The organism is Bacillus sp. EB V-12 (assembly GCF_056158125.1).
Genome location: NZ_JBUXJL010000001.1, coordinates 1182700 through 1198490, shown reverse-complemented (window position 1 = coordinate 1198490; position 15791 = coordinate 1182700). Strand labels below are relative to the sequence as shown.

Below are 15791 nucleotides of genomic sequence, written 5' to 3'. Positions count from 1 at the left end.
AACAACAATAAGAAAAGGCTGTTCCAGATGAACAGCCTTTTCTTTATTTACTTGAAATCTCTTTATTATTTTGAACGTCTAACGGAGCTCGCTTTCCTATTCCGAAAGCATAGAAACTAATTGTAACGATAGCTAAGAAAATAATACCTACAACTAATGAAATACGAGTATCATCGTTAAACCACATTCCGATTAATACCATAATTAAAAAGGCAATTGTTAAATAGTTTGTAACAGGAGCAAATGGCATTTTGAACGGATGATCTTTCATCTCTGCTCCCTTTTCTTTTCTAAAATTAATTTGACTAATTAAAATGACAAACCATGGTACCATTCCAGGAAGTACACTCGCACTATATACATATACGAATAAGTTTTTCGGTGCGATGTAACTTAAAACAACACCAACCGCCAGACCGATAATTACGCCAACTGTACCAAATAAAGGTACACCATTTCCAGAAAGTTTCGTGAAATATTTCGGTGCTTGTCCATTTACACCTAACGTATAAAGCATACGACCAGCACTATAAATACCACTATTACAACCAGACATTGCTGCTGTAATTACAACGAAGTTAATAAGTCCAGCAGCTGCCGTAATACCAACTTTCGCAAAAGTTGCTACGAACGGACTACCAATTGTACTTAATTGATCCCACGGATACACAGTTACAATAACGAAAATAGCACCAATATAGAAAATTAAGATACGCCAAATTGTACTTTGAATCGCTCTTGTAAGTGTCTTCTTTGGATCCTTCGCTTCACCAGCAGTAATACCGATTAATTCCACACCTTGGTATGCACCAACTACAAGTGATAAAGCAAAGAAGAATCCTGAGAAACCACCTGTAAAGAAACCGCCATTTGACCAAAGATTAGATATGCCAACCGCTTCTCCGCCGTTACCAATTCCAAAGAAAATAAGGCCAAATCCTGCAATAATCATTAATAGAATCGTAACGATTTTAATCATCGCAAACCAAAATTCAAATTCACCAAATGACTTAACAGAAATTAAATTAGCTGCACCAAGAATAACCATTGCAATTATACCTGGTATCCAAGCTGGTAAATCTGGGAACCAATATTGCATATACGCTCCAACCGCGATAATTTCTGACATCCCAACGATAACCCACTGGAACCAGTTACTCCACGCTGTCATATAACCAGCTAGTGGATGAATATACTTATGACCGAATGTCGCAAATGAGCCTGTACTTGGCTCCATATACAACATTTCTCCCATGGCACGCATGATGAAGAAGATGAAAATACCTGCAATTGCATAAGCAAGCATTACTGACGGACCTGTCCATTTAATTGTGCTGGCTGACCCCATAAACAAACCAACACCAATCGTTCCGCCTAAAGCAATCATTTGAATATGACGTGCTTCTAAACCTCTTTTCAATTCTTTGTTTGCCACTTCACTTCCCCCTCTTAGATGATTCATAGCCGCATTTTAACACAAGATGCTTTCCCCTAATTCCTTTCGGCCCTGAAAATGATGAAGCAAACGTCATTTTACACTAGCTTTAAAGCTATCCTAAAATCGTTTTGTGCTCCTAATAAAATTCTCAAAACCTTTCATCTTCCAATATTCTATAAATCTTAAAATTACTTACCTTATATTAATTCATTAATCTGAAAAATTCAATTATTTTTTCAATAAATTATTATACATAAGTCTGATTAATTTTTAACTAAATTAACAATAAAATACATCTATTCAATATGATTCCGGCATGTATATTATTACAATATAAATAACAGAGGAGAGCATTTCTTTCTCGGTTTCATATGTCAAATACTTCAACCTTTATAGTTGATAACGTAATTTCCCACACATTCGATTTATATACCAATGAGAAATTTAATATATTAATAAACTACTAACTTCTTTACCCCAGCCAAAATATAAAAGAGTCTCATTAAAAAATGAGACTCTTTTACAATTTCATATTTAAATCGATTTCGAAGTTTGCTTACCAAAGATAAATACCCTAGTAAACACTATCATTATAACTACAATAACCAGAAAATAAAGTGGCATCACTAGTAACGAGCCTGTATGCAGCTGACTCATTCCCAAAATTGTCATCGTTACAATTACATAGTACCCTAAACTAAACAATGCACCTGCTGTACCAATGACATCTTGAAAATCTACTAACGCTAAACTTAAACAGTTAGGTAACACTACTCCAATCCCTAATAACAATATAAACATTGCTATTAAAAATACAACCATATATATTACATTCGGATTTGATCCAATAAACGTAATAACAGATAAAAGGATAGCTCCCCCTGTCATTACGAGACAACCGATATATATAATTTTCTCTGGTTTATAAGTAGCAAGTAAACGTTTTGAAATTTTCGCTCCAACAATAGAAGCAGCTGCAACAACAATTCCTAGAAATCCATACATACTAGGCGATAATTGAAAGTATTCAATAAAGATAAACGGCGCTTCTGCATAATAGCTAAATAAAACACCATTTGCTCCTCCAATTAATAGCCCATATGTTACCACTTTCGGATTTGTAATTAGCCTCTTCAAGACTGAAAACACATTTATTTTATTCGTTACTGATCCCGTCTTTGTTTCGGGAAGAGAAACAAACGTATACAGAAAAATTCCGACACTCATAACTACTAAACTTAAAAATACTATTTTAAAACCAAACATTTGATCAAGAAAGCCCCCAATTAACGGTCCTATCGCTGGTGTAAAAGCAATGACTGCCGAGATTTGAGCGAACATAACATGCCGCTTATGCCCTTCTACACTTTCACGAAGAATCGTTTGTGTAACCACGGATCCTGCACTTGCTCCAAACGCTTGAATAAAACGACTTACCAATAAAACTTCAATGGAATTTGCAATATAGCATAAGAAACTCCCAGCGCCATATATGACAATTCCAAGTAACATCGCTCGGCGACGACCAATTATATCTGATAACCACCCAATAAAAAATACACCTAACGCAAATCCAGCAAAATACACACTAAGTGTTAACTGCACCTCATTATTACTTACATGTAACGCCTTTGAAATGTCCGGTAAAGACGGTGTGTAAATCGTTTCACTAATTTGCGGAAATGCGACAAGAATAATCATTAACAAAAGTGATGGTACTGAGACTTTTTTCATTTTTCATACCCTCCTATAACTTTGAAAATCTCAGAAATAAAAAGACTTTCCTTAGCTACGGAACAGGAGGGGCCATTATAGAAATCCGGTCATAAAACAACAAAGAAAACACCTCAATTACGTATGTTAATACTTATAGGAGGGGAATATTAACATTGATTTTTAAATATACTTTTTCAATTATATTACATATTGCGTTTCTTTTACTAGCGCTCGGCCTTGGAGGATTGTTAAAAAGATAACTTGATGCAGCCACCTTTTTATGGAATAATTAGAAATAGTTTGAATTCGTAAGTTTAATTATTAAACGATAGACTAGCATATTTTAATGTCACAAGCTTACAAACAGGAGGACTTTCGTAATGATTGAAATTTTAAGGACAGTAGTAAACTTTCTAATTTCTCTATTCTCAGGAGAATTACCAATTGTATATTATGTATGGATTATTAGCCTATTCCTAATTCAAATAACCCAATCTACTCTAAACTATAAACTCTTTAACAAGAAAGACAATTTGAGCACTTATATATTGGAAGGATTACTTGCTTTTATTATTTTATTGTTTGGAGGAATATTAGTATCTAAGTTACTTGCTTACATAATAGACGACCCTACTATTAGTATGACGAATTTAACACATTATTTTGTTTCTCTTATCATATTAACTATATTTGTCATAATAACCTGTGTTAAAGACCTTATAGAGACATCTATAAAGAATAAAAATATATCTCTTTTGAGCTTTTTAGTAATTTCCTTAATAACAAGTATACTCTCATTCAAGTTTTTATCACCTTTAATTGAAGGTTCTTTTTCTCTTTCTAAATCTTTTATAACTACTTTAATCATTCTAGTAACCGTATCCATTCCTCTATTAATTTCTTTAGAGGAAAAATATGCAGGTGAAGAGGAAACGGAAAATTTATAGCTTCTCATTTATATAAAAGAAAGAGGGAGCTCCCCTCTTTCTTTTATATCGTTCTATTTCACAAGACTAAATCATTCCTTTTAATATTAATCCTAAAACTGACATTATTATCGCACTAATAATAATTCGTAAAATCCAAGTTGTGTTTGTACTTATTTTTTCTAATTGCTTATTGATTGTTGCTATGTCTTTCTCATTAATAGTGGTACGCGTTTCTAAATTACGAATGTCTCTCATAATTTCTTTTTGCTCCGCCTTGAGACTATCAATTTTAGCGTAAACATCTTCCATTTATTCACACCCTCTGTTCATCTTAATAGAAAAATCTATATATATTATGAGACAACCCTCTTACCTGTGAATACATTCCGTATATCCGCATACCAAATTTTTGTACAATCTAATTGAATTACTCACATGTTTCCATTCTTCTATTTATAAATTAGCGCTGAGATACATTAAAATTAGAAAAGGAATCCCTTGTTTATTTAACAACAAACAAGGTGCAATCCACTATTCGGGAGCACCCACGATAATTTCTATTGTTTTCATATTTACAACTCCATATAATCAGTATGATTTTCTGAAGAAGCCACTTTTTGAACTGCTTAAAGTATACTAATATGAATACGAAATAGCTGTATTGATAAACTCTCTAGAACAATAAATATACTGGCTGAAACGGATCTATATCCAATATTTTTTCCAGTAACATGAATGGTTATTTCTGATAAATACGTTTGTATATCATTGTTTTCAAAAATTCCATCCTCAACCTTTACAATATCTGCTTCACAATCTACTTCTTTAAAAGTTTTCAATAATTTTGTTTCCAATAAACTACAATCAAAGCTCTCATCTTTTATTACGGCAAATTTAACCTTCATATCGATTTCCCCATTTTTAACAAACTAAAATCACTAAATCAATATAAATATATATTATTCTATTAAATAATTCAAAATATATGTTTCTTATAAACCATTACTAAATCCCAGTTCTAAGGCTTTATATAAAGAAGAAAACAAATAAAGTGAAACTTTAATCAGCCCTCACCAATCGGACTTTTACAAGATTAAAAAATTACTCTTTCAATTGCTAAACTAATTAATATATAATCCCTCTGTGCTCAGTAGTTCGAAATTTTTTTATTTTTAATTCATAGATTCTGAGAACTTTTTGCTTTAATATTAACAAGTCACTTCTTAAATTCTGTAATATTGGAAATAACTATATAGTGAAACAAATTAACTATTAGGAGTGCTATTGATGTTTGATATACTTCGTCTCTTAATTATTTTTTTCATTGCTATCTTTTTATTTTTCTCCATAATAATGGAGTTTAAAAAACCTCAAAAAAGTGTATTTTGGTTTTCAATTGAAGTCTTATCTCTTCTAGGGATTATAATGCTTTTTAAAGATTTTTTATCAAAAATATAACTTAATCCACGAATAATAACGTGTTTCAAATACAATACCTTTATCTTTTGAACGACCTTATCTCTTCTTAAAGATTCTTGTTTTTATCCTATTTCTTAACAAGATCTCTACCTTAAGTTGTCTTTTCTTTATAAAAAATAGCCCGCCTATTTCTGTAGGCGGACTATATCTTTATTACACCATACAAAAGTATAATTTCTTCTCCACTCAAACTTTATGTAATGATACAAATTCTAAATAAATTATTATCTTTTCTACATTCTTATTATTGATTTTTTGTTCATAAATTCGTAACACATATATATGAGTTATCATGCTAAAATTAGTTTATTCAATAGAAGTTATTCTTAATGAATCGATAATTTTTAATACCCTGTTTAAAGCCTCGCCCCCCTGCGAGGCTTTTTCCTATTTAACTAGAGTAATGGTTATCAACTGTTACTCCGCTGCTACGGATTCTACTTTTAGCTATTCAGCATCAGCACAAGTAAAATTCTTTCCCCCATCATTTGATTTACAAACTGTATTTATCGATTTTTCGGTTATTTTTTCACTTTCATTAGAAACTTGATCTAAATCCATTCGATATACTTGTTCCGGATTCTCTTTTGAATTCCCTTCAATCTGAATTGTCCGATCGAACATCTCAGCCGTGAAGCTACTAGATGTATTTATCATTTTCACTCCATTATTTTCACCTACATAGCGTTCAACTACTCTTTCGGCTTCTTTAAGTTGTTGAGATGTAGGATACGGTATAGATTCCGCTAAAATAACTACACCTACTAAATATGTAATATACAAACCACCTGCAATCAAGATAACTTTCTTTACTGTTTTATTAATCATGCTCTAACTCCCTTTTCTTATTTCGCTATTAAAATATATAATTTTCCTAATTTACATCAATTTCTTTTTAATACATAACATTCGTTTTACATTTTATAAAAAGCACCTCTCTTACTAATTTTCAATTTGATAATATCATTTTATTTATCGTTTTTCAATAAATAATTATTATTAAACGTTTTATTTTTACTGTTTTTATTTTTGATTCAATTTAAAAACAAGTGACTTATTTAAGTCCACTACATCATCAGCAAGTTTGAAAATTTGTTAATTACTAAAATAAAAAAGAGCAATTATATGTAAATCCCCCTCGTTATACCTATGTAGGTCAGTAGTTTAGCTTCAGCACTCACTCTATTCGAGAATACTTTACCAAATATTCAATCTAATGATAAAATTGACCAAATTAATATTTTCGCCCATCACTGTATCAAAAAGTACAATAAAGTGAGACTTTAATCAGTGGGGGTTCTGTTCCCCCCCACTGATTATTAGCCCTCACCTAATGTCTTTGCTTCCGCTGAATTTTGAGGTGAGGGTCTTACTGCCTGGCAAATAGCGGGATAAAGAAAAAATAGTACTCTCACGATTAAGTAAACGCGAGCTTTTTCTTCTATCTACTTACTATTTAAGGTTAATAGTTTAGTAACAAGATTTAAAAATTCGACTTAAATTCATTGATGAATGGAGAGGTTTATATGAAATTAAAAGACAAAGTGGCAATCATAACTGGTGGTGCAAGTGGAATTGGCGAATCTACTGTTCGTCTTTTTATCGAAGAAGGTGCAAAAGTAGTTATTGCTGACTTTTCTGAACGTGGAAAAGAACTATCAGATGAATTGAATGCACATGGATATAATACGTTATTTATTAAAACTGATGTAACAAAAGAGGCAGATATTAAACAGCTAATTCATGAGACAGTAAGTACATACGGTAAATTAGATATTATGTATGCCAATGCCGGCGTTGCTGATGATGCACCGGCAAACGAATTATCCTATGAAAAATGGAAAAGAACTATTGATATTAATTTGTCTGGGGTATTCCTTTCTGATAAATATTCGATTGAACAATTTCTTAAACAAGGTACAGGTGGTGTCATCGTTAACGCTGGTTCGATTCATAGTTTTGTTTCATTACCTACCCCAACAGCATACTCCTCTGCAAAAGGTGGTGTGAAACTATTAACTCAAAATTTATGTACTGCCTACGCTAAATATGGAATACGTATTAATGCGGTGTGCCCTGGTTATATTGACACCCCTTTACTGGGTAGTGTTAATCCTCAACAGAAAGAATATTTAGCTTCACTTCATCCGCAAGGCAGACTTGGAACACCAGAAGAAGTCGCTAAAGCTGTCTTATTTTTAGCAAGTGATGATGCTAGTTTTGTTAACGGTACAACACTTCTTGTTGATGGAGGCTATACTGCACGTTAATTTAAAAATTTTGAAGCACCCTAAAAAATGTATAGTCTTCAAAAAGAAAAAGCACCATCACAAGTGACGGCGCTTTTTCTATGTAAGAGCAACTAGAAGGTATCCTTCTAGCCTACTCCCATTTATAAGTCCAAAACTGTTCAAGTTGCAGCCATTTTAATGTTGCTGCATCTTTGTTTTTTATTTTTGCATGCGTGTCTTCAAGCATTGCTTCTGTTTGTGAACGGTGCGCACCTAATGCAGTTAATTTATGATCAAATACTTCACTAATGTTATTTACAACATCCGGTTCTCCTAATACTGCTTCACGATTTTTCGTAATCGCAACAGCATGAATAACTGGGCGCTCTTCTTTTGGCATACGTGATACAGCGCGAACGACAGCGCGGCCAAATGCATTATGATCTGGATGTACACCGTGCTCTGGATAAAATGTAATAATTCGAGATGGATTTACTTCTTGAATGATTGCTTCAATTTTGTCAGCAACGAAATCAACATCTTCAAATTCTAACGTTTTATCATGGAAGCCAAGCATTCTTAAATCTTTAATACCCATCGCTTCACAAGCATCTTTCAATTCTTTCTTACGGATATGTGGAATCGTTTCACGGTTAGCGAATACGTTCTTACCCATGTTACGTCCCATTTGTCCTAGAGTACCACATGCATATGTTACAGGTACTCCTTGATCTGTTAATAAGCGAATTGTTCCTCCCGCAGCATATGCTTCATCATCTGGATGCGGAAATACAACAAGTACATGTCTCTCCATAAGTTTCCCTCCTTCTTACTTAAATGGTGTTAAGCTTAACTCAAGTGCAACTGCTAGACGACCTAAATTATCATGTCCAGCTAATAATAAACGCTCTTGATCGTCTACTTCCCAGTGCGTAATACCTTCAGCATATACCCAACCGTGATCCATTTTCAGACCAACTCGGTATGGATTTGTTCCAGTTATCTTCCCGCGTTCAAAACGGATAATCGCATTTCGAATGAAAGCACCAACTGTCATCATCTTTTCATTTATGTGTGATGCATACGCTCCGTTTGTCGTTTCTAAATGAATATATACATCTTTATTTACAAAACGTTCAATTTCATTTTGAATAAGAGAACTATCTTTTACTATTTCCATCGGAATTCACCTCTTTAAACCATTTTACGCAAAAATAATGTAAATTGCTATCTCTATATTAGAGGACAACGCTCACTTTTCCTAATAATTTGCACTGTGTTTTTTATATTTTTTATATGATATGTAAAAAATACATTTTTTCCTTCACTTTGTTAAATAGTTTTCTTTCTTTTTTGAATTTGCTACAATATATTTTATCCCGTATTATTGCAGCGAGATACATTTCGACAATTGAATACATAATTTAAAGAAGGTGACATGATTGGAACAGTCAGCACATGAGGTAGCAAATTGGCAATATTATTTTGCAATTGCCGTATTTTTAATCACGTACGGATTTATTATTTCTGAGAAATTGAATCGTGCTGTAATCGCACTATTCGGTGCTGCTATTATGATTATTTTTGGAGTTGTAGATTTACATACTGCTTTCACATCACATATTCAATGGGAAACGATTACCCTTTTAATTGGGATGATGATTCTCGTACATATTACGAGTCAATCAGGCGTCTTTGAATTTGTGGCCATTAAAGCGGCAAAAGCAGCTGGCGGAAAACCGATTCGCATTTTATTATTACTATCCCTATTAACTGCCGTCGGATCAGCATTTTTGGACAATGTAACGACTGTTTTATTAATCGTTCCTGTTACATTATCCATTACACGTATTTTAAAAGTAAATCCTGTGCCTTATTTGATTTCAGAAGTGCTGTTTTCAAATATAGGCGGAACAGCAACATTAATCGGTGATCCACCTAATATTATGATTGGATCAGCAAACAAGCATTTAGACTTTAACGCCTTTTTACTTAACTTAGCTCCAATCGTAATTATTATTTCTATCGTGACACTTGGCATTATTTACTTCATGTATCGTAACAAACTAAAAACAACACCTGAACAAATCGAAAAACTAATGGCATTAAACGAAAAAGATTACATTAAAGATCAAAGCCTCCTTTTAAAATCTATTTCGATTTTAGGACTCACTATTTTAGGCTTCGTACTTCATTCGATTATTCATGTAGACGCTGCTGTTATCGCGATGACAGGCGCTACACTTCTTATGTTAATCGGCGTGAAAGAACATGATATTGAAGATGTATTTGCCCACGTTGAATGGGTAACCATTTTCTTCTTCGCCGGACTATTCGTTCTCGTTGGCGGGTTAATTGATATCGGACTTATCTCTTCACTTGCAAAAGAAGTAATCGACGTAACAAACGGTGACATCGGATTCGCAGCTATACTTATTTTATGGGTATCTGGCATCGCATCTGCGACAATCGACAACATCCCATTTGTCGCAACGATGATCCCTCTTATTCAAGACTTAGCTACAGGACTCGGACTATCTGTCGATTCTCCGCAAATCGAAGTACTATGGTGGGCGTTATCTCTTGGAGCTTGCTTAGGAGGAAACGGAACGCTAATCGGAGCATCTGCAAACGTAGTCGTTGCTGGTATTGCAAAACGTGAAGGACATGGCTTCTCTTATATGGACTTCTTAAAAATTGGTTTACCATTAACTATTGTTGCACTCTTGTTATCACATGCTTATATATATTTACGTTATTTAATGTAAAAGTTGTATTGCATGACATTATATCGTCAAATACAAAAGGTTTGCAGCATCGTGCTGCAAACCTTTTTTCATCACCAAAATATACCGATAATTGCTAAACCACCTAAAATCATACCACCAATTTGTCCGATAATTGTTGGTGATAATTGAACACCTTTTCTCACTTCAACAACTGGTCTTTCGTGCCTTAGTTGCTGCACTTCACTTTGAAGTTGGTGCACACTTCCGTGTAACTCTTTAATAAGTTCTTTTAATTCGGCGACCTCTTCATTTACTGGTTTTTCCTTTTCTAAATTCATTTTGCATGACTCCTTATAAATTCAATCAACACACTGTAAATTTTCGCCAATTACCATTATATCTCCTGCATACTACATATATAATTTCGAATGTACTTTCTAACCTTGCAGCTCTATCCATTCATCCCGCAATATCCCCATAATCATACGGTCAAAACACTTCCCATCTCTTTGAACCGCTTCTCTCATACAGCCTTCCATTTCAAAACCCATCTTTTTATACAATGCAATGGCAGGTTTATTATACGAAATAACATCGAGACCGATGCGGTGTAAATTCAATTCATAGAAAGCATACTTTAGAATAAGATGTATTGCTTCTTTCCCATATCCTTTTCCTCTATCATTCGCATCTCCTATACCGATGGCTAATAAACCTGTTCTGTTATTCCACTCTATACCATGAATCGCCACAAAACCAATTAAGCGATCTTCTTGAACTGTCCTTACCATGAAAGAAACACTATTCGATCTCCGTCCTTTTAATAACCCATCACTTGCTATTTCATTTAAAGATTGCGGGAATGCTACATCTGTATCAACATTTCTTAAATACTCACTATCTTCTTGCCACATAGCCATTACTTCAGCATCTGTTTCTCTCATAGCTGATAATTTAATCGTTTTATTTCGAAAAAGATTCATTGTCATTTCAAACTCCCCCTTTTAAATAACAGGGATACTTATTTTAGCCTATTTATCCCCTTGTTCCATAAACTGTTTCATAAACGGGATACTTACAATAAGCACTGACATTGGCACATCTCCTCCATATTGAATTAACTTCATTGTATAATTTTTTATTTATTCTAACAATAACAGAAAGGCCCTCCAAATTTTGAGGGCCTTTCCTAATAGCAAAACTATATTATTTCGTAAACATTTTCTCCGCTTCATCCATTGCCATTTTGTTTCCTAAAGCAGAATAGTCAAGCCATGGTTGATCATTGATAATGTATACGTGCTTGCCTTTAACTGCTTTTAAGTCTTTCCAAATTGGTGTTTCTTGAAGTTGTTTAAATGCTGCTTTTGCTTTATCATCTCTATTTACAACAACGAAAATCGCATCTGCATCAAAGTCAGGTAATACTTCTTGTGAAATGACTTCGAAAGGGCGGTTTCCATCAATTTTCTCTACACCATTTGCAGGCTGTAACTCTAAGTCTTGGAATAAAATTGGTCCCATCGGTCTTTTTGTACTAAATACACGCAATTCTTTTGCAGTAACGCGAATTGCCATTACTTTTTCGTTATTACCTAGCTCTTTATCTATTAAACCTTTTACTCGTTTTGATTGCTCTTCGTAATCTTGAATATATTTATCTGCTTCTTTCTCACGGTTTACAAGTTTACCAACTTGTTTTAAATGCTCTCTCCACGTACCTTCATCTAAATTGAAAGAATGTGTTTTTGCAATTTTTTCGTATTTCGCTACATCTTTACCAGCATATTTTTCATCAACATAAATGTCAGTTGGCTTTAATTGAAGTAACGCTTCCATATTCGGATCTGTTACAACACCAAGCTTCTTCGTATCTTTCAACTTCTCTTTAGCGTGCGGTAAGAAATCTTTTAAATCTCCACCAATAACAGAACCTACTGGTGTAATTCCTAATGCAAGTAAATCATTTGTTAAATGAATAGACATTGAAGCAATTTTTGGATCATTACTTTTTTCCGTTTTTTTCGTTGCCTCTTCATTAGCTTTCGTTTGACCACATGCTGCTAATACTAAAATACACATCATGCTAAATAAAATAGTAAGTTTCTTTTTCATATGTTCTCCTCTTTGAAGTATTTATTTTGTTTTTGTAAGTAAATAAAGAAAATACGGTGCTCCTAAAGCTGCCACTACTACACCAGCTGGAATAGAGTTTGGCTCAAATATAGAACGACCTATCGTATCTGCTAGCACTAAAATAATCATTCCGATAATGCCAGCTAAAGGAAGAAAGTGTTGATATGTAGTACCTACTAACTTCCTTGCGATATGCGGAGCAACTAAACCGATAAAACCAATTCCTCCTGCCATCGATACACTTGTGCAAGATAATCCAACCGCTGTAGCTAAAAGTAATAACCGTTCTTTTTGAACAGAAACACCAAGTCCTGCCGCTACACTATCACCTAGTGACAATGCATTTAACGTTTTAGATTTTAGCCATGCATAAGGGGTTAGTATGAAAATCCAAGGTAATAATGCAAAGACATGAATCCAATCCCTTCCCCACACGTTACCAACTAGCCATCTAGAAGCGAATGTATACGTCTCATCATTTAACTTGAGAGAGAAAAATAACGAAATTGCACTAAAGCCAGCTGAAACTGCAATACCAACGAGAATAAGTCTAATGGGAAGTAAACCTTTTGACCGATCACTCGCAAGTAAAATAATAAGAAATGCAGCTAATACTCCTCCGCCAAATGTAAATAACGGTATTAAAATGGATGCACTCTCATTAATAGAATGAAAGAGAGTAACAAATACGATAAGACCGAAAGATGCACCTGAATGCAACCCTAAAATACCAGGATCTGCAAGTGCATTACGTGATAATCCTTGCAAAATCGCACCGGAAATCCCAAGGCCAATACCGGCTAACATTGTGATTATAATTCTTGGCATACGATAATCATATAGCACGGTTGCACTCTCAAAATCACCATAACCCAAAAGTGTTTCAATTACTCTAAGTGGTGCTATACTCAGTGTCCCTGTATTTAAACTAATTAAAATTACAGCGATACTTATACATCCGAAGATTGTAGTTACAGTAATAGCTCTCTTTTTATCCGTGTTAAAAAGATCTTTCACTTATAACTCCCTCCCAACTTTACGTGCTATATAGAGGAAGAACGGAACTCCAACAAGAGCTACCATAATCCCTATCGCAAGTTCCTTAGGAGGATTTACTGTTCTTGCCCCTAAATCAGCTACAACTAATAACATAGCTCCTAATAATGCTGACATAGGAATAATGAGTCTATAATTAACACCAACTAATTTTCTAGCAATGTGCGGGATAACTAGTCCTACAAATCCAATAGAACCAACAGCTGAAACAGAAACACCTGCCAGAATAACTACTATAATCATCCCTAGTATTCTCGTTCGGTTCGTTTTCACTCCTAAATTTGTAGCAACATCATCCCCCATTGATATGAGTGAAATAGATCTCCCTAACACTATTGCAAAAATAATCGTTATAAGAATAATAGGGACTAAAAATTTCAAGTGTTCCCACTTAACCCCTGCAACACCACCAGCATACCAAAACGCTAAATCTTGGCTTAAATCATAATAAATCGCAACACCTGAACTTAATGAATGTAAAAGCGCTGCCATAACAGCTCCAGCAATCGTTAACCTCATTGGTGTTAACCCACCTGATGTTGCTGATCCAATAACAAAAATAAGTACTGTACTTAAGACTGCTCCAATAAAGGAAACAATCATTAAATAGGAATACGGCATATGCGGAAAAAAAGCAAAACTAAGTGCTACTACAAACATCGCACCTGCATTTATTCCGAGTACACCTGCATCAGCTAAAGGGTTTCGTGTTACACCTTGCATAACAGCACCAGCAACCGCAAAAGCTGCCCCTACAACTGCTGCTCCAATTACTCTCGGGAGCCTTAATTCATAAATAATTTGGTGCTGTGTTAATTTCGGATCGTAATTCAAAACCGCTGCCCACACCGTTTGTAAATGAATATCCTTTGCACCAAATGAAATGGCTAAAAATATAGATCCAATTAAACATAAAATTGTTAAGCTCATGAAACATATGAACTTAATATGTATCCAGCGGTTACTACCAGCATGTACAGTAGACTTATGTAACATGTTTCATTTCATCCTTTATATTCAGTTGTTTTTTATAATTATTTTTTATTTGTAATTATTATTGATAATAATTATCATTTTCATTTAGATATTATATCCCCACTTTTTTTAAATAGCAAACTATTTTTTCACTTCGCTAAATATTAAAATACTCATTACAATTCCCTTCCAAGACTTACAAATACACGCAAAATAGACTACTGAATTATTTTTTAAATTGTAGTATACTTATTAATTATTTTGATTTTTCTAATAAAAATTCCGAAGGTGACACAATGTTCTATATAAAACAACTACTACACTTCACTTACGAGCAAGCATTATCTTGCTTATTCCCAGTCGTTATTTTCTTAACACTAGCCCTTTCAAAAATCGTTTCTATTCCAGGGTTATATCGCTATGATTTCATACTCATCGCATGTCTTCTTATGCAGTGGATTATGTACAAGACTGGACTTGAGACGAAAGACGAATTAAAAGTAATTACTGTCTTTCACCTCATCGGCCTTTTACTAGAAATATATAAAGTTCATTTCGGTTCATGGAGTTATCCTGAAGAGGCGTATTCAAAGATTTTTGGAGTTCCGCTTTACAGCGGCTTTATGTACGCAAGTGTCGCAAGTTACATATGCCAAGCGTGGAGAAGGTTGCATTTACAAATGCATTATTGGCCGAAAGCTATTTTTACCGTGCCATTAGGAGCAATGATTTACTTCAATTTTTTTACGCATCATTTTCTATACGATTTTAGATGGTTCTTAACTTTACTTCTATTCATCGTTTTCTTTCAGACATTTGTGGAATTTTCATTACGAGGCGTTACATATAAAATACCACTCGTTCTCTCCTTTTTCCTTATCGGATTTTTCATTTGGATTGCAGAGAACATCGCAACATTTTTCGGTGCATGGCAATATCCAAATCAACGGGAAGCATGGAACCTCGTTCACTTAAGCAAAATTAGCTCATGGTTTTTATTAGTTGTTATTAGCATTATGATTGTCACGCAGCTCAAACATTTGAAGGAATCAAAAAGATAATGCTGATTATGTAAAATCAATTAGCCCATCACTCATTAGAG

The 15791-nt window shown here is 34.0% G+C and carries 16 protein-coding genes; 4 read left to right on the top strand and 12 right to left on the bottom strand.

All coding sequences use genetic code 11. The features are described from left to right. Positions 1-43 precede the first annotated feature (43 nt). Positions 44-1435, bottom strand: coding sequence for an amino acid permease (locus tag ACZDYH_RS06160; RefSeq protein ID WP_140421515.1), 1392 nt, complete (start codon positions 1433-1435; stop codon positions 44-46). 537 nt (positions 1436-1972) lie between these two features. Further along, a complete protein-coding gene (locus tag ACZDYH_RS06155) occupies positions 1973-3172 on the bottom strand; it encodes a multidrug effflux MFS transporter (protein WP_474885901.1) in 1200 nt (399 codons plus the stop codon). Positions 3173-3534: 362 nt separating this feature from the next. Here ACZDYH_RS06155 and ACZDYH_RS06150 point away from each other — a divergent pair, with 362 nt between their 5' ends. Then, positions 3535-4101 (top strand): DUF5823 family protein, encoded by a 567-nt coding sequence (locus tag ACZDYH_RS06150; protein WP_046392923.1) that lies wholly within the window; start codon positions 3535-3537, stop codon positions 4099-4101. 66 nt (positions 4102-4167) lie between these two features. On the opposite strand, the gene ACZDYH_RS06145 is transcribed toward ACZDYH_RS06150, so the two are convergent. From ACZDYH_RS06145 to ACZDYH_RS06135, 3 genes are all read right to left on the bottom strand, one after another. Continuing rightward, the gene (locus ACZDYH_RS06145; protein WP_000390462.1) at positions 4168-4392 is read right to left on the bottom strand and encodes a hemolysin XhlA family protein; all 225 of its coding nucleotides are present in this window, start codon (positions 4390-4392) and stop codon (positions 4168-4170) included. Positions 4393-4709: 317 nt separating this feature from the next. Further along, entirely contained in the window at positions 4710-4988 is a 279-nt protein-coding gene (locus tag ACZDYH_RS06140) for a hypothetical protein (protein WP_000865019.1), read from the bottom strand. 1021 nt (positions 4989-6009) lie between these two features. Beyond that, positions 6010-6390: a hypothetical protein gene (locus ACZDYH_RS06135; protein ID WP_006925339.1), complete on the bottom strand. Its 381-nt coding sequence runs from the start codon at positions 6388-6390 to the stop codon at positions 6010-6012. A gap of 698 nt (positions 6391-7088) precedes the next feature. Here ACZDYH_RS06135 and ACZDYH_RS06130 point away from each other — a divergent pair. Next, the gene (locus ACZDYH_RS06130; protein ID WP_000768018.1) at positions 7089-7832 is read left to right on the top strand and encodes an SDR family NAD(P)-dependent oxidoreductase; all 744 of its coding nucleotides are present in this window, start codon (positions 7089-7091) and stop codon (positions 7830-7832) included. A gap of 112 nt (positions 7833-7944) precedes the next feature. On the opposite strand, the gene bshB2 is transcribed toward ACZDYH_RS06130, so the two are convergent. After that, on the bottom strand, positions 7945-8607 hold the full coding sequence (gene bshB2, locus ACZDYH_RS06125) for a bacillithiol biosynthesis deacetylase BshB2 (RefSeq protein ID WP_000439483.1): 663 nt from the start codon (positions 8605-8607) through the stop codon (positions 7945-7947). Positions 8608-8622: 15 nt separating this feature from the next. Then, entirely contained in the window at positions 8623-8973 is a 351-nt protein-coding gene (locus ACZDYH_RS06120; protein ID WP_000407045.1) for a YojF family protein, read from the bottom strand. A gap of 262 nt (positions 8974-9235) precedes the next feature. Here ACZDYH_RS06120 and ACZDYH_RS06115 point away from each other — a divergent pair, with 262 nt between their 5' ends. After that, complete coding sequence (locus ACZDYH_RS06115) at positions 9236-10561, top strand: ArsB/NhaD family transporter (protein WP_000437984.1); 1326 nt, start codon at positions 9236-9238, stop codon at positions 10559-10561. 71 nt (positions 10562-10632) lie between these two features. Here ACZDYH_RS06115 and ACZDYH_RS06110 read toward each other — a convergent pair whose 3' ends face one another. The 5 genes from ACZDYH_RS06110 to ACZDYH_RS06090 form a co-directional block, all read right to left on the bottom strand. After that, positions 10633-10860 (bottom strand): coiled-coil domain-containing protein, encoded by a 228-nt coding sequence (locus ACZDYH_RS06110; protein ID WP_001047311.1) that lies wholly within the window; start codon positions 10858-10860, stop codon positions 10633-10635. Positions 10861-10959: 99 nt separating this feature from the next. Next, positions 10960-11511: a GNAT family N-acetyltransferase gene (locus ACZDYH_RS06105; RefSeq protein WP_044307097.1), complete on the bottom strand. Its 552-nt coding sequence runs from the start codon at positions 11509-11511 to the stop codon at positions 10960-10962. Between the two features lie 217 nt (positions 11512-11728). Then, complete coding sequence (locus ACZDYH_RS06100; RefSeq protein WP_000728217.1) at positions 11729-12637, bottom strand: iron-hydroxamate ABC transporter substrate-binding protein; 909 nt, start codon at positions 12635-12637, stop codon at positions 11729-11731. A gap of 21 nt (positions 12638-12658) precedes the next feature. Then, positions 12659-13675, bottom strand: a complete 1017-nt coding sequence (locus ACZDYH_RS06095; RefSeq protein WP_088361996.1) for a FecCD family ABC transporter permease — start codon at positions 13673-13675, stop codon at positions 12659-12661. Next, positions 13676-14710 (bottom strand): FecCD family ABC transporter permease, encoded by a 1035-nt coding sequence (locus ACZDYH_RS06090; RefSeq protein ID WP_088361995.1) that lies wholly within the window; start codon positions 14708-14710, stop codon positions 13676-13678. Positions 14711-14985: 275 nt separating this feature from the next. Between ACZDYH_RS06090 and ACZDYH_RS06085 the strand changes: the two genes are divergently transcribed. Then, complete coding sequence (locus ACZDYH_RS06085; RefSeq protein WP_000499387.1) at positions 14986-15750, top strand: DUF817 domain-containing protein; 765 nt, start codon at positions 14986-14988, stop codon at positions 15748-15750. Positions 15751-15791 lie beyond the last annotated feature (41 nt).

What these genes read in the sequence shown, in the direction of transcription:
- bshB2 (WP_000439483.1), bottom strand. Translation starts at nt 8,607, where the DNA reads ATGGAGAGACATGTACTTGTTGTATTTCCGCATCCAGATGATGAAGCA.
- ACZDYH_RS06120 (WP_000407045.1), bottom strand. Translation starts at nt 8,973, where the DNA reads ATGGAAATAGTAAAAGATAGTTCTCTTATTCAAAATGAAATTGAACGT.
- ACZDYH_RS06105 (WP_044307097.1), bottom strand. Translation starts at nt 11,511, where the DNA reads ATGACAATGAATCTTTTTCGAAATAAAACGATTAAATTATCAGCTATG.
- ACZDYH_RS06155 (WP_474885901.1), bottom strand. Translation starts at nt 3,172, where the DNA reads ATGAAAAAAGTCTCAGTACCATCACTTTTGTTAATGATTATTCTTGTC.
- ACZDYH_RS06130 (WP_000768018.1), top strand. Translation starts at nt 7,089, where the DNA reads ATGAAATTAAAAGACAAAGTGGCAATCATAACTGGTGGTGCAAGTGGA.
- ACZDYH_RS06110 (WP_001047311.1), bottom strand. Translation starts at nt 10,860, where the DNA reads ATGAATTTAGAAAAGGAAAAACCAGTAAATGAAGAGGTCGCCGAATTA.
- ACZDYH_RS06085 (WP_000499387.1), top strand. Translation starts at nt 14,986, where the DNA reads ATGTTCTATATAAAACAACTACTACACTTCACTTACGAGCAAGCATTA.
- ACZDYH_RS06145 (WP_000390462.1), bottom strand. Translation starts at nt 4,392, where the DNA reads ATGGAAGATGTTTACGCTAAAATTGATAGTCTCAAGGCGGAGCAAAAA.
- ACZDYH_RS06100 (WP_000728217.1), bottom strand. Translation starts at nt 12,637, where the DNA reads ATGAAAAAGAAACTTACTATTTTATTTAGCATGATGTGTATTTTAGTA.
- ACZDYH_RS06150 (WP_046392923.1), top strand. Translation starts at nt 3,535, where the DNA reads ATGATTGAAATTTTAAGGACAGTAGTAAACTTTCTAATTTCTCTATTC.
- ACZDYH_RS06090 (WP_088361995.1), bottom strand. Translation starts at nt 14,710, where the DNA reads ATGTTACATAAGTCTACTGTACATGCTGGTAGTAACCGCTGGATACAT.
- ACZDYH_RS06135 (WP_006925339.1), bottom strand. Translation starts at nt 6,390, where the DNA reads ATGATTAATAAAACAGTAAAGAAAGTTATCTTGATTGCAGGTGGTTTG.
- ACZDYH_RS06140 (WP_000865019.1), bottom strand. Translation starts at nt 4,988, where the DNA reads ATGAAGGTTAAATTTGCCGTAATAAAAGATGAGAGCTTTGATTGTAGT.